9 protein-coding genes are annotated in these 16,088 nt (G+C 37.0%); 2 read left to right on the top strand and 7 right to left on the bottom strand.

Translation table 11 applies throughout. The features are described from left to right. Positions 1–70 precede the first annotated feature (70 nt). Positions 71–1,096 carry a LacI family DNA-binding transcriptional regulator gene (locus IWC72_RS19725; RefSeq protein ID WP_194530977.1) on the top strand — a complete coding sequence of 342 codons (1,026 nt, stop codon included), beginning with the start codon at positions 71–73 and terminating at the stop codon, positions 1,094–1,096. Between the two features lie 354 nt (positions 1,097–1,450). On the opposite strand, the gene IWC72_RS19730 is transcribed toward IWC72_RS19725, so the two are convergent. From IWC72_RS19730 to IWC72_RS19755, 6 genes are all read right to left on the bottom strand, one after another. Beyond that, positions 1,451–2,422 carry a bile acid:sodium symporter family protein gene (locus IWC72_RS19730; protein WP_194530978.1) on the bottom strand — a complete coding sequence of 324 codons (972 nt, stop codon included), beginning with the start codon at positions 2,420–2,422 and terminating at the stop codon, positions 1,451–1,453. Positions 2,423–2,526: 104 nt separating this feature from the next. Further along, positions 2,527–4,632, bottom strand: a complete 2,106-nt coding sequence (locus IWC72_RS19735; RefSeq protein WP_194530979.1) for a c-type cytochrome domain-containing protein — start codon at positions 4,630–4,632, stop codon at positions 2,527–2,529. Between the two features lie 4 nt (positions 4,633–4,636). Beyond that, on the bottom strand, positions 4,637–6,091 hold the full coding sequence (locus IWC72_RS19740; RefSeq protein ID WP_194530980.1) for a DUF1501 domain-containing protein: 1,455 nt from the start codon (positions 6,089–6,091) through the stop codon (positions 4,637–4,639). Between the two features lie 16 nt (positions 6,092–6,107). Continuing rightward, a complete protein-coding gene (locus IWC72_RS19745; RefSeq protein ID WP_194530981.1) occupies positions 6,108–8,411 on the bottom strand; it encodes a PSD1 and planctomycete cytochrome C domain-containing protein in 2,304 nt (767 codons plus the stop codon). 3 nt (positions 8,412–8,414) lie between these two features. Then, the gene (locus IWC72_RS19750) at positions 8,415–9,470 is read right to left on the bottom strand and encodes a twin-arginine translocation signal domain-containing protein (protein ID WP_194530982.1); all 1,056 of its coding nucleotides are present in this window, start codon (positions 9,468–9,470) and stop codon (positions 8,415–8,417) included. Positions 9,471–9,587: 117 nt separating this feature from the next. Then, positions 9,588–13,502, bottom strand: a complete 3,915-nt coding sequence (locus tag IWC72_RS19755; protein ID WP_194530983.1) for a hybrid sensor histidine kinase/response regulator transcription factor — start codon at positions 13,500–13,502, stop codon at positions 9,588–9,590. 317 nt (positions 13,503–13,819) lie between these two features. On the opposite strand from IWC72_RS19755, the gene IWC72_RS19760 reads away from it, so the two are divergent. Next, positions 13,820–15,409, top strand: coding sequence for a sulfatase (locus tag IWC72_RS19760; RefSeq protein ID WP_226979645.1), 1,590 nt, complete (start codon positions 13,820–13,822; stop codon positions 15,407–15,409). Between the two features lie 62 nt (positions 15,410–15,471). On the opposite strand, the gene IWC72_RS19765 is transcribed toward IWC72_RS19760, so the two are convergent. Then, positions 15,472–16,014, bottom strand: a complete 543-nt coding sequence (locus IWC72_RS19765) for a DUF4442 domain-containing protein (protein ID WP_194530985.1) — start codon at positions 16,012–16,014, stop codon at positions 15,472–15,474. Between the last annotated feature and the right edge of the window lie 74 nt (positions 16,015–16,088).

The following is a 16,088-nucleotide window of genomic DNA, read 5'->3' on the forward strand; positions in this document are numbered from 1 at the left end:
TATTTTAGCAATCTGGAAGTTAAAAAAGAGGTAAAATACTATTGATGATATTTAGTATCTTGATACGGTTATGAAACGAAAACTCAGTTTAGACGATATCGCCAAGCATTTTAAGGTATCCAAATCTACCGTATCCAAGGCACTAAATGATAGCCATGAAATTAGCGCCCGTACCAAGGAGAAAATCATTGCTTACGCTAGAGAGCATAAATACCGTCCGAATCTAAACGCAATCAATCTTAGAAAAGAACCTTCTCAATCAGTAGGTGTTATTATTCCAAATATTTTAAATTATTTCTTTGCCCAAGTCATTAGCGGCGTTGAAAAAGTTTTGAATGACCGTGGTTATAACATGATTGCCTGTATCTCTAATGAATCCTATAAAAAGGAAGTCGCTATTACCGAAATGCTTCGCAAAGGCGCCATATCCGGACTACTAGTTTCGCTTGCGGAAGAAACCGGACGATTAGATAAAATTGAGCACTTTCAGCCTTTTTTAAACAAAGGTATCCCAGTAGTAATGTTTGATCGTGTATCCTCAAAATTACATTGCGACAAAGTAACCATAGACGATACAAAAGCCGCTTATAATGCAACGGAACATCTCATAAAATCGGGATGCAAGCGTATTGCCGTAGTTTCGTTATTGGGAGATCTTGAGATTTCGCGTTTAAGAATAAACGGTTATCACCAATGCCTACAAGACCATGATATTGAATTGGACCAAAGCCTGATTTTTGAAAAGCTAGAAAAGTCTTTTATGGAGGTTGAAATAAGAAAATTACTATCCGCCGGAAAGGTTGATGCCATTTTAGGTTTAGAAGAAGAAGCAGGTGTTACTTCTTTACTTACCGCTAATTCTTTGGGAATCAAAATTCCTGAAGAACTATCCGTCATTTGTTTTACCAACGGAATTCTTCCAAAATATGTGGTTCCTAGTTTAACCTCTATTAGCCAGCATGGGTATTATATGGGTGAAAGAGCAGCAAAACAACTCGTAAACAGAATAGAGCAAAATGATACGGGAAAAGCTTTTGAGACCGAGGTTATAAAAACTACAATGATTGAGCGAGAATCTACGTTAACCTTATTTTAAAGTGGATATTGTAAAATAAAAAATGCGAACGATATTTTCAACTTGGCCAACTACTGTTTTACCGGGGGCACATTCATCATCATTTCTATCATGAACAGTAGCAATACGCCTTCCTAAACTTTCTATCAGACATATACCGTCCGCATTTCAATGAACAAAATTTTCAAAGCGACCTAATTCTTTGTCCTTTTGTATACCCCAAAATTACCCTAACAAGCTATAAATCAAGGAGCAAATTCGATGGATACCAAGTACCCGTAGTTGAATGTCGAGAATGTGTAGAGGAAGTGCAAAACTCTTAATCATAGCCTTTATTGTGAACAAATTATAATTCTCCAAGAGGGATACAAAGTCCTAATCAAGAGCGTCCTTCTTGCTCATTTTTGAAGCCACCACACTTATAATCAATAGCTGTGTGGCATGAAATAACATTAGAGGCAACAGAATGATACCTATAGAAACCATATTGCTAAAAAGAATTTTAGAAAATACGGTTCCGTGTACCAGTGATTTTTTTGTTCCACAGAACTGTGCCGTAATCTGGTCTTCTAAAGAAAATCTCATTTTCCGAGCTAGAAACCCCGTCAAAAAAAACACAACCCAAAACAATATAACCACTCCCAATAAAAGAAATACCAAATCCAAAATAGATACTGAAGAAAATACGCTCCCTTCAAAAGATTCTGCAAAACTTTTGTAAATAATAAGGAGGATAATGGATTTATCGAACAACGTTAACTGCTTACCATACTTCTGAGCAAATTCGCCCAGAAATCGTTGCAAAAGAAAGCCAACTATGACCGGTAAAATGATTTGCACTATAAGTTTGGTATAAATGTCCGTAAAATCGAAGTTGGATTGTGCATTTTGTACAAATAGCCCCATCCACAAAGGAGTTATCAGAACACCAATGATTCCCGAAATACTTGCATTAAAAATGGCTGCGGGAATATTACCTTTCGCAATAGAAACCATTACCACTGATGAAGAAACGGTTGATGGTAGAGCTGCCAAAAAAAAGAAGGCCAACCAAATGGTTTCTTGCTCCTGGGTTTGCAACAATGGTCTAAAAATTAATATCAATAAAGGAAATATCACAAAAGTAGAAGCCTGCACCAATAGATGTAGCTTCCAATTCTTAATCCCTGATTTTAATTTTTGAGGGCTCAACTTAAGTCCGTAAAAAAAGAAAATAAGAGAAACTCCTATTGTACTAATTGTATTAATGGGAATATTACTTCCGGGCACTCCCCATTGTGGGAATACATAAGCAATGCCAATTATTGCGATAACTGACAGAACAAATCCATCAATATTTATTTTCATATATGTGTTTACGATAATGCGTTTACTGCAGATATTTGCAATAACAAAGATAGTCACACATTAAACAAAAAACTATTTAGAGCCCCCCATTACAAGGCTGACAACTAAAAAAAGAAGAGTTGGTTAACCCTTATGGTTTCTTTTTTTACCGGTTGCGCAATAATTTTAAAATACTTTTCTGAAGACGTCGGTAATTGAATTGATATTTCTTTTAATTGCTCCATATCAGTTTCACCTTCAAAATTTTCTCTTTTAATACGTTGCCAGTCTTCTTTGTTGGTAGACGTCCAAACCTCAACAAATTCAAGAGGGGATTTTTTCTGCTTATTGTGAATACCACAACTTAAGACCACTTCTCTTATTTTGGGATTATCTTTACTAAAATCTACAATAGCTATTAGGGGACTTGTTTTATACGTAGCCCAAAACTTAGAGTATCCTATTTTTTCGCTATTTCTAATATTATCTGTCAATATTTTTGCCGCCTCTCCCGTATACGAGCTCAAGACTCCAGGGTGTTCTACCTGTACAGCTTCAGGCACAAATCCTCTGTCATAAAACTCATACGAAATTGGCTCGCTTGGTAACCATCCTTCTTTGTATGCAAAAGCTTTGACCGTTTGTTTTCTCTTTCCCTTTAAATCCAAAGGAAACGATTGTTCAAATATTGTTGAAGTAGAGTCCGGTTCACTTCCATTCACCGTATATTTTATAGTTACCCCACTCATTTTATGACCTAAGGAAATCATATCTCCAGAACTAATAATATTTCCGTCATTCACTAAAGCGGGTGGCGTTAAAGGCAAAACTTCTTCTGGGTTGGGTATGTACCCTTCATTAATTAGAACGTGAGGCAACTCCTTTCGTAAAGTCTGGATATCTTCCGTACTAAGTTCAGTATTCCAAACAAATACTTCCTTCAAACCATTTAATCCTTTTAATGACCCAAGCACCGAAGAATTTATAGCCGTACCCGATAATGAAAGTGTTTTAAGCTGATTGCAACTTTGTAAGGAAGAAATAGCCCCGCTATCTATATTCGTGAAGTTAAGTATCAGATGTTCTAAATTAGACAGTTTTCCAATTGAATTCATATGCTTATTTTCAATAGGAAGATTTGCCAAATTCAAATACACTACCTGCTCTTTAATTTTTTCAAGTTCGCTCAAGTATTGATCTTGGAAAGCAGCTCTACCGAAAATAGCGACTTCAATAGCCGGTGAAGTTGGTGATTTTTGAACTACCGTTCTGTATGGGTTACTGAGCTTTCCTATAGTTTCAGCGGAAGCAAAACCGAAGGTATATTTGGGTTCTTCCAAAGCTTTTATCCATTTTTCAGCAACTAAAATTTTTAAGGTATCTACCTCTTGTAATTGAGCATAACTAATCTGGGCATCCGCACCGTGATTAATCCAAGTTTGCATCAACTCTATTTCTTCTTTCGTTAGTTGCGGTTTTCCTTCTGGTGGCATGTGCTCCTCATCTTCAAGCGGTAATGCAACTCTGTTCAAGAAAAGACTTTTATCGGCATTATGTGCTAACCAAACATCTCCGTTTTCACCTCCTCTTACTATTGCTTCAATAGTAGTCAAATCTAAATCGCCTTTATGTTTCTGAGGATTATGGCAACTAGTACATTTTTTCTTTAGTATTGGAGCTACGTATGCCGTGTATATTGGTGTATCCTCATCTACAACAGCCTTCTTAGCTGCAGTAATTGGCTGCATAATAAAATCCGAACCATGGGTAAGGCTCGCTCCATAATGTCCTGCTAAAACCACTCCAACTACTCCGATATATAATACTACTTGAAATACCTTTTGATAAGAGTAGCACCAAACAAGCGCGTACACAATAAAACAAAGGGCAATACCCAACCACTTATGAAATGTCATTGTTTCCGAGTCGTACCCTTCCAGTGAAAGCATGAGACCCATGAGCGTTGCCAGCACTGTCATAAAAGAAGTTCCCAATACTAAAGTGAAGTTTATCTTTTGAAACGAAACTGGGTCTAGCTGTTTTTCAAACAAATTAAGTACAGCCAGAAGCACGATAAAAGCCACTGGAAAGTGTAAAACCAATGGATGCATTCTTCCCAACGGCTGCAACCAAAATGGAATTTTAAGATACCCTTCAAAAAGCACCAAAAATGCTAATAGTACATGAAGAAAGAACAATAAGTTCAAAAAAATAGGGATTCCTTTTTTCATATAACTAAGCCAGAATATCTTTAACAACATGACCATGAACATCGGTCAACCTAAACCTTCTTCCTAGGTGTTTGTGGGTTAATTTTTCATGATCTAATCCCATTAAATGCATAATAGTTGCATGTAAGTCATGAATATGAACGGGACTCTCTACAATATTATAACCAAGCTCATCTGTTTTTCCATAGGACAATCCGGCTTTTACACCTCCTCCGGCCATAAAAATACTATAGCAGCGTGGGTGATGATCTCGTCCGTAATTATCCTTTGTCAGTTTACCTTGGCAATAGTTGGTTCTACCGAACTCCCCACTCCATATGACCAAGGTTTCGTCTAACAGTCCACGTTGTTTTAAATCGGTTATCAATGCAGCAGATGCCGTATCTACATCTTTGGCTTGCCCCTTCATTTCTCCTACCAAATTGTTATGCTGATCCCAACCTTGATGGTATAGTTGAACAAAACGCACCCCGGATTCAGACAGTTTTCTAGCCAATAGGCAGTTTGCGGCATAAGTACCGGGCACCATACAATCTGGTCCGTATAATTTCTTAATATGGTCCGGTTCTTTGGATACATCCGTAATTTCAGGTACAGCCGTTTGCATTCTATATGCCATTTCGTACTGCTTAATTTTTGCTGGAATTTCCGGATCTCCAAACTCATCATACCCTAACTGGTTCAAAGAAGCCAGGTGGTCTAACATCTTACGACGTGTTTCCCTGTCCATCCCTTTTGGATCGTTCAGATACAAAATAGGATCTTCACTTGCACTTAACTGCACACCTTGGTGAGAACTATCCAAAAATCCATTGGACCATAATTTTGAGTATACCCCTTGCCCGTTACCTTTCCCTTTTGAAAGCAAAACGCAATATGCCGGTAAGTTTTGGTTCTCACTACCTAAGCCGTAACTAAACCACGAGCCAATACTGGGTCTATTCCCCACTTGTGCGCCTGTTTGCATAAATGTTAATGCCGGATCATGATTGATAGCATCTGTATGCATACTCTTAATGATACAAATATCATCTGTAATCTTACCTATATGAGGAAAAAGGTCACTTACCCAAGCACCCGATTTACCGTATTGTTTAAAACCGAATTTTGACCCCACCAACGGAAAGGATTCCTGGCCAGCGGTCATACCGGTTAGTTTTTGGTCTCCCCTAATAGAAGGTGGAAGTTCCTGCCCAAACATATCATTCAACTTGGGTTTGTAGTCAAAGCTCTCTAATTGCGAGGGAGCACCGTTTTGTACTAAAAGTATAATACGCTTTGCCTTAGCCGCAAAATGTTTTAACCCTAAAGGCAGTTGCTCCTCAGCCGCTTTTTTACTGGATAGTAAATCAGGCATTAAAAGTGAGCCCAATGCTACACCGCCCATTCCCATAGCCATTTTACCCAAAAAGTGTCTTCGGTTCGTATTCAAATAATGTTCAAAAACTTCTTTATCCATATCTTTTGATTGACCTTTACCCTTTTACAATTGTTTCCTCTAGATTGTAGATGGTATGAATGATTTGCATTAACGAGGCTACTTTCACCTCGTCCCGACCTTCTAGAATGGGGTATTCCCCTACTTCAATAAAACTTCTGGCCTTATCCTTATCCGCACTGAACGCTGCTTCTTGATCATGGTAGTAATCCACTAACATTTCTTTTTCCTCCGGTTTAATGTTTCTGCATAATATTCTACCAAAAGCTTTTTCTATTTTTTCCTCTACCGTGCCCTTTTCCTTTACCAACTTCTCTGACAATACTCTAGATGCCTCAAGAATAGTAGGATCGTTCAAAGCAATCAATGCTTGTAATGGAGTCATTGTTGATTGCCTTTTCACTTCGCATTGATCTCTTGTAGCCGCATCAAAAGTTAATTGCACTGGAGGTAATGTCGTTCGCTTTATAAAAATATAAATGCCTCTTCTGTATAAGTCTTTCCCATGATCCTGCACATAGTTTGCCAAAATACCACGGCCTGAGCTTGCCGCTTCCCAGATGCCATCTGGTTGATACACCTTAACACTTCGTCCTCCTATTTCATCATTCAATAATCCGCTTGTGGCCAGAGCATGATCACGTATAGTTTCCGCACTAAACCGTAAACGCGGCATATGAGACAGATACCTGTTGTCTGGATCAGCCGCTAATTTTTCTTTCGTAACCACAGAAGATTGTTTGTACGTTGAAGACATCACGATTTGTTTTACCAATCGTTTCATATCCCAATTATTCTCCATAAAATCTGCGGAAAGCCAGTTCAGCAAACCTATATGTGTAGGTAAGTCGCCCTGCATACCAAAATCGCCGGAAGACCTTACTATTCCTTCCCCAAATATCTCCTGCCAAACCCTATTCACAAATACCCTACTGGTCAATGGGTTTTTAGTATCAAAGAGCCATTTTGTTAATCCAAGACGATTGCTATCAAAAACTAACGTATCAAACTTCAACACCGATTCAGGTGTTCTTGGCTGAACAATTTCTCCTTTATCATCATAAACACCCCTGTTCAATACATGCGTAGTTCTAATGTCTGGTTTCTCTTCTATAACCATGACATCTACATTCTCTGGTGCTTTTTTATTTACAAACGGAAGATCTTTCGCAATTACCTCATCCGTTAATGTAATTAAGGGCGGTTCTGCCAAGACCTCTCCTAATGCCTTCTCGCGATGTACTACTTTATCGAAAAAAGCAAAAGTGCTGAAATAATCTTTCTGGCATATAGGATCGTACTTATGATCATGACATTTAGCACACTCCAAGGTCAATCCTAAAAAAGCCTTCCCAAAAGTGTTGGTTCTATCCGTTACGTTTTCAATTCTAAATTCTTCTTCAATAATACCTGCTTCTTGATTGATCTTATGGTTTCTATTAAAACCAGTTGCTAGAATAGTCTCTATATTTTTCTGAGGCATCAAGTCTCCTGCTAATTGATAGGTAACAAACTTTTCGTAACTATAATTTTCATTAAAGGCATGAATTACCCAATCTCTCCACGGCCACATGGTTCGTAACTGATCATTCTGAAAACCATGTGAGTCTGCATAGCGGGCCACATCTAACCAATGACTCGCCATTTTTTCGCCATAATGGTCGCTCGCCAATAGTTCATCTACAATGAGTTCATAAGCGTTGTCAGTATCATTTTGAATGAATTTTTCTCGCATTTCTGGCGATGGAGGTAACCCGGTAATATCTAAAGAAACCCTTTTTAGTAAGCGTTCCTTGTCCGCTATTTCATTTGGAGCTAAACCTACCTCATTGAGCTTTCGTAAAACAAACTGATCAATTTCATTGTTTACCCAATCAGAGGATACTTGCGGAGCCTCAGGTTTTTTAACAGGAATAAATGCCCAATGTGGTTCGTAAACGCTACCCTGCTCTATCCACTTTTTTAAAACCTTTATTTCATATTCAGAGAGTTTTAAATTTGAGTCTAAAGGTGGCATCAAGTCTGCGCTATCTTTGGCAATGATACGTTGATAAACAACCGATTTTTCAATATCCTTAGGTACTATAGCATATTCATTCTCCGAATCTTTCAATGCTTTGTACGCGCCTTCCGGAGTATCTAAACGTAGTTCTGCCGACCTTTTATTCGCATCCGGACCATGACAATTAAAACACTTATCCGAAAGGATGGGACGCACATCAAAATTATAATCGACCAATTCTGGAATTTTCTTCTCTGGAATAGAGGCGTACTGCCCTTCTTCTTTACAAGAAATCAAAAGCACACATAGAAAGACAATATGGAGAATAACTTTTCTCATAAACTATACTCTTTCTAGTTTTATAGGATAGGTTTTATTGGCATTCCATTGGCAGACGTAGATATTCTTATCATTATCAATACACACATCATGACAGTGATTAAAAAGAGGTATGTCTTGAACCATAAGTTGTAACTCACCATTTTCATAAACAGGAGCGGTACCGCCAGGATTGGAAACTACCTTATCCTCTTTATTTAAAATGGTGACGAAACCTGAATCTGGCGTTTGCTCTAAATATTTTAATCTAGACCAACATACTCCTGAGTACAGGTTAGCCCCATCTATTACTGGTCTGCACACAAAAGCACCCGGAAGAAAAATAGTGGATAAATACTTCCCGTCTAAGGTGTAACGCTTAAAAGAGTTATGTTTTCGAGAGGTGCACAATAGCGTAATATTATCAGGATCTCTATCATCAATGGTTACTCCATGAGCAGTTGAGAACAGATGGTCTTCCAACCCATGACCGCCAAATTTTCTGATAAATTCTCCATCTTTATTGTATTGTAAAATAAAATCCGAACCATACCCATCGGCCACATAAATATCACCGTTAGGAGCCACTGCAGTTTCTGTAGGACGGTATTTTTGATCTTTCTTATAAACTCCCGTTTCTCTTGGATCGGAAAGTTGCATCAACACTTTTCCATCCGTAGTCGTTTTTAGAATAGCTCCATCATTATCGGTTATAAAAAGCATGTCTTCTTCGCCTTCCTTAAAAAGCGTTAAGCCATGGGCTGATTTTAAATCATGCGTCCAAGTCTTTAAAAGCTTTCCGGATTTATCATAAACAATGACGTTATTTTTAACTTCATCGGTAACCATAATGAGTCGGCCTTTGGAGTCCATCACCATTTCATGACAATTCTTTATAGGTGTGGTTGCAGGGTTAAGATTACCCCACTCTTGATGAACACGATACGTAAAATTACCGTGACCAATTATTTGCTCCGATAATTTTGGCCTATTTATAATCCCAAAACTATACGTAGGAACAGTTAAGGCGGCACCTGCAATAGTTGATTTTTTAATAAAATTTCGTCTGGAGTTTATCATTAGATATATTTTAAATGCACAATAAAATATGCTTCTCAAAAATACCTAACCACTTAAAACCTTATGTAGACTAATTGTGCAAAAGGGTGTACTTTTTGTGTAACTAATACACTTAACCTATTTTTTTGGCACATAGTATGAAGGCGGATGCCCGAACTCTTTTTTAAATATACGACTGAAGTACCTGTTGTCATTATACCCTACCCTGAACGCTATTTCTTTTATACTAAGAGTGCCTTCTTGTAGCATTGGCACAGCTTTAGACAATTTGTGCGAATTGACATATTCTATAATAGTTTTTCCGGTGAGGGCTTGAATTTTTCGGTACAATTGCGACCGACCTATAGCTAGTTGATCACACAAATAATCGATTGAAAAATCTGGGTTTTCTAGATGTTCATCTATAACTTCGTTTACTTTTATCAAGTACTGGTCTACGGATGTTGACGGCTCAACAAACAACTCCTCTTTTTGGTATTTTTTTATTAGACGGTGCCTGGTTTTTAGACGATTTTGGATTTTCATCTTAATTTCGGAAACATTAAAAGGCTTCTCTATATAATCCTCTGCTCCTGTTTCCAACCCTTTCAATTTATTTTCTAATCCAGTTTTTGCTGTTAAGAACATTAATGGAATATGTGCAGTAAGTTCATTGGACTTTAATTGGTTCGCTACTTGAATTCCATCAAAAACCGGCATCATAATATCACTGATAACAATATCAGGAATATGTTCAAGAGCCAATTGAAAGCCGTCTTTACCATTATCTGCCTGAAGAATCACATAGTCATCAGATAGCTCTGTTGTCAAATAATTTCGGATATCCTCATTATCCTCAATTATTAAAATTACCGTTTCTCCAGATACAATTTCAGCGGATGGAGCTGGCACTTCCTCTACATTCGCTTCATAATTAGTATACCCTACAGGAAGTGTAATCGTAAAATGTGAACCCTTCCCTTCTTCACTTTCTAACTGTATATCACCTTTATGCAATTTCACCAATTCCGATATTAGGGAAAGCCCAATACCACTACTATATCCTTTATTTGGGGTTTCGTCCATTTGATAAAACCGCTCAAAAACCTTCTCTTGGTATTTTTTAGGAATGCCTGCTCCGTTGTCTATTACTTCTATTTTAAGGTCTCCATTTTGAACTTTATCATCCTTATCAATTTCAAGATTAGCATAGGTGGCTTTCAAACTAATCCTTCCATTTTTCGCGGTAAACTTGAACGCATTGGAAACCAAATTAGTGACAATTTTTTCAATAATATCCTCATCAAAATATAACGTACAATCCGTCTCGGAGGTTTCACAATTAAAGTCTATGTTTTTCTCCTTTGCCCAATATTCATAGGCAGTATTCATATTTGTACAGACTAAAAGTTCATCATGTGGTTTAATTCGTAATTGTTGATTTCCCTCCAGTTTTCTAAAATCCAAAATCTGATTTACCAGTTCCAATAAACGATTACTGTTCCTATGCATCATTTGCAAAACCTTAGTATCTGGTTTTACCCCTCTCCTAATGTACTTGTCCAACGGGGAAGTAATTAGTGTTAAGGGCGTTCGCAATTCGTGTGAGATATTCGTAAAAAACCGAAGTTTCATCTGTGCTAATTCTTCAAATTGATATACTCGCTGTTTTTCAATTTCAAACATGTTTTTTGTTCTTTCCCGTAACAAGAAGAACCTAAAACCCCAAAATGCAACTAATAAAACCAACAAGCCCGCAAGGATTTGCACCCATAAGCGTTCCCAAAATGGAGGCGTTACAGCAATGCTCAAACTTTTTAATTTATCTGTCCAAATACCATCTTCGTTGGTTGCCTTTAGCAGAAAATTATAATTTCCAGAAGGTAAATTGGTATAGGTGGCCCTAGTTCCATTAGCAATGGTCCAATCCTCATCAAATCCTTCTAGTTTGTAGGCGTACTGACAACGTTGTGCATTCTCATACTGAATAGCTTGAAAACCAAGTTCTATCTTTTGATCTTTGTAAGACAGTTGTAAATGGTCTTCTACTTCAATGCTCTTTTCTATATAACTACTATTGGGCGAAACCAATTCATTGTTTACCCATAATTTTGAAATATAAACCGATGGTGTTTTGCTACTAGGCACAACTTTTTTGGGGTCAAAAGTCATTAACCCTTCTTTGGTAGCAAAAACCAAATGACCCTCATCCGTCATTAAACTTGAGACGCCTATTTTTTGCGATATGAGTCCGTCTTGCTCATTTAAAATACGCACTATATTATTCTTTGCATCTAGTTTAATAAGTCCGTTTCTGGTTCCTAACCACAAATTGCCTTCATAATCCTGTTCTATTCTATTTATGATTCTATCTTTTAAAAGGCTATTATCATACTGAATAAAGGTATCCTTTTCCACATCATAACTACAAAGCCCTGAATTTGTGCCTACCCATAGTTTGCGATCTCTATCCTCAAAAATTACATTTATAAAATTGTTGTTAACGGTAGCTGTATTTCCTATTTCATGCCTATAATGAACAAATTTATTGCCGTTCGGCACATATCTTTTTACGCCGTCTCCGTTAGTTCCTATCCAAATCTGGTTTTTATAATCCTCAAAAAGCTCATTAGCCCTGTGAAAATATCCAATACCATCAGGGTCGTTTGGATCACAGTCAAAATAAACCGTTTCGTTTGTTTTTGGATTGTATATACGTGCCCCAAGAACTTCTCCCGTCCAAACAAGACCTTCGCTGGTTTCTAATAAACCAAAAAGTTCAGCGGGTTTTCTTGGTTCCTTTGTTAAAACCTCACCGTCTTCGGTAAATGAATAAATGGTATCATTATCTACCACCCAAACGGTCTCCTCATCATAGGAACTCATATAAGTTCTATGTTCAAACCCTTTAAGTTCCTTTATGAAGGTGAAGTCTTTTTTTGAATATATTTTTACATCGCCATCTTGAAAAATCCAATAGTTAGCTTTCGTTTGTAAAATTTTACTTCCATTGTTTGAGCTCATAAAAGGCTCAAATATTTTAATTGATTTTTTAATGTGAAAAAAATGTCCCGCATAATCCAATACCCAAGAATCTTCTTTTGAGGTACTGTGAAAAATCCTATTTAAGGAAAATGGTCCTTCTGAAAATCTATCATTTAATGAAATACGTTTTTTCAAGTCAAAGTCAGGCCCTACTATTGCTATTTCATCATTTCTAACTAGCCAACAATTATTTTCCTTATCTGGAGCTATATCATTAGCACGTTTAAAAATGAAATCAACATTATGAAATTGATTGTTTTTATCAACACTATATAGTTTGGTATTAGAAACCAAAAGTTGTTCATAAAACTGCAACAATGCATACGCATGAAAAGCACCTGGTGTATCTTGAGTAAGGCGATTAAACTTTCCTGTATTTGGGTCAAAAATATTCAGTCCTATCCAAGTACCTACAAAGAGTCGCCCGTTGTCATCCTCCTGAATATCCAACACATTATTATGACTGATACTACCCCTATCACTTGCATCATGTTGATACCTTTTAAAAGTACCTGTATCTCTATTCATTAGGTTGAGTCCACCGCCATCCGTACCAATGTAGAAGGAGTGGTCTGATGTTTCATAAATAACCCGTACCTCATTAAAGCTAAGACTTTCTGGATTATTATCATCGTGAACAAATCGTTGAAATCGGTCATATTCACGGTCATATTTAAGAAGCCCGCCGCCGTAAGTACCAATCCACAATGTACCAGCACTATCTTCAAAGAGATAGGAAATATGATTATCGGTTATACTGGTTTGCTCGTGCTCATTTTTGCTGTAATTTTTAAAATTACCGCCATCAAAACGCCACAATCCATTAGTAGAGGCTATCCAAATGAAGCCATAGCGATCTTCCAGAATATGAGATGTGCTGGTCTCTATTGGTAACTGAAAATGGGTGATTTCAAAATCATTAGTATTCTCTTGTCCATAGATTAGAGCAGGAAAACCCACTCTAACAACGGCAATAAAAAGGAAAAGAAAAGAAGGAGCTCTAAGCATGTTTTTGAAAATAGAACAATTCTAAGGAAAGGTAAATTAATTTTTATTTTTAACGGGTAAAAATTTTGCTTCGCCTAATAACTGTCCTTAAAATAATTATTCTGCTGTAAGGTTAAAATAGTGCTAACCTTTGTTAAAATCGAGAATTATAAAATCCATTTTTAAAGGTTAATTTGTAGATGATATGAATTGTCAATTTTCGCAATTCTTCAACTTATATTTAATTGTCTTTTAAACTCCACCTTAAAATGAACATTCGTCTACTCGCTCTTTTTTGCATTGGCCTTTTATTTAGCTGTAAGAATAATACGGAAACCATGAAAAAGGAAAAAGCCAAGCAACCCAATATCTTGTTTCTGGCTATTGACGATTTAAGACCTGAACTTGGTGTGTACGGTTCTGATATTGCGATAACACCGAACATTGATGCTTTAGCGAATGACGGTTTACGCTTTAACAATGCTTATTGCCAACAAGCTATTTGTAGCCCTTCTAGAGCTAGTCTAATGACTGGTGCCCGGCCTGAAACTATTCAGGTAATTGAAAATTTCACCTATTTCAGAGATAAAAACCCCAATATAGCAACATTACCACAGCACTTTAAAGCCAATGGTTATGAATCTGTATATACCGGTAAAATTTACCATGGTAAGTATAACGACCCTGAACTTTCTTGGAGCAGAACCCCAGTTAAAATGGAAAAGTCAGATGTAAAGTTCGGTTTTAAACTACCGGAAAATATAAAAATGCAAAAGAAAAATAGTGCCGCTATGGTAGCTAAATACGGAGAAAATGCATTGAGAAATGGTCTTGGTAAGGGCCCTTCTTATGAGTTTGCTGATTTTCCGGACAATGCTTATGAAGACGGATTCAATACAGATTTGGCCATCGCTACCATGAAAGATATGTTACAGAAAAATCCTGATAAACCTTTTTTCCTGGGTATGGGAATGAAAAAACCACATCTAGATTGGGTTGCACCAAAAAAGTATTGGGACATGTACAACGAAGCGGATATTAAACTGGCTGAGCACGAACAACCTCCCAAAGATGGTGCCGCTATGGGACTTCATGCTTCCTTTGAATTAAGGGCCAGAGCCGATATTCCTAAAAAAGGAGATATCTCTCCAGAACAAGCTATAAAACTTAAACATGCCTATTTAGCCTGTGTGAGTTATGTTGATGCCCAAATTGGTAGAATGTTGACTGCACTTGATGATGCGGGAATTAAGGACAATACCATTGTTATTTTGTGGAGTGACCACGGCTGGCATTTAGGCGATATGGGTATTTGGGGAAAAGCTACCAATTACGAAATTGCCACTAGAGTTCCTTTAATTATTTGGACTCCAGATATGGCAAAAGAAAACAGGGGTAAATCTACCGATGCTTTGGTTGAATTAGTAGATATGTATCCAACGTTATGCGAATTGGCAGATATATCAAAACCAGCTACTTTGGAAGGTCAAAGCTTTGCTCCTCTTCTCTCTAATCCTGAACAAGAATGGAAAACAGCGGTTTTTTCTCAATTTCCAAATCCGGCTCTTAGGGAATGGGCTGCCAATCCGCTTTCTAAAGGCATGCGTGAAACTTCTTTTGGTCCGTTAATAGAAGAAGTTGAAGAACGTATTATAAAGCAACAAGGTGATAAATGGGATCGTGATTTATTCGAAAACCGATTGATGGGATATTCTATGCGTACCAAAGATTACCGATTTATTGTTTGGAAAGACTATACCGATAAAAATGCGGAGCCCATCTTCATAGAGCTCTATGACCATGTCAAAGACCCTGCAGAAACTACAAATATTGCGAAAGATAATCCTGAGCTTGTAAAAGAATTGATGTTACAATTCAAAAAAGGTTGGAAAGGAAATATGGCCCTAGTAAATCATGTGGGAGTTTAAAATAATCTGTTGATGTATTCATATTTATGTTGAGGAAAACCAATAGTTAGTATTTACTATACTTACTTTACAGGAGCTTTCTTAGCCTTTGCTAATGCGCGTTTCCGTTTGTAATGTTCCTTATCTGCTATGTAGATGGTTTTCTTTACCTCGCAGAAAATGGTATTTCTTTCTGCATTCATTAAAAATGTAGTTTTAACGATATCTATCTCAGCTTCCTGTTGTACTCTTGATTTTATAATTTCAATTTCTTCCGAGCTGTATTCAAAATCTGCATAAACATCTTCTTTAGCAGGTCTTTTGAAAGAGATTTCAGCAGATTTATCCCATACCACAAAATCGTCACCAAGAATATTAATAAGTTGAACCATAGGTATAGGGTCTACCGCAGAAAAGAGGCTTCCACCAAAGATAGAATTAACATAATTTCTGTTTTTATAACTAATAGGTAGTTTTACGGTAACCTTCTTCAAGTCCGTGGAAACACTTTTTATTTTTGCTGTACTACGCCGGTACATGGGAGAAAGGTTAAAGCCGTGTTTAAATATCTTATGCTTACCTATAAAACGAGATCCATAATCAGCTAGATTGCTATAAAATGACATATGTATTACCTAAATAATGAAGTTATAAAGGTAAAGTTACTATATAAGATGGATTTAAAAAATAACGGTCACCG

Origin of the sequence: Zobellia roscoffensis, assembly GCF_015330165.1 — a bacterium.
Lineage (GTDB): Bacteria > Bacteroidota > Bacteroidia > Flavobacteriales > Flavobacteriaceae > Zobellia > Zobellia roscoffensis.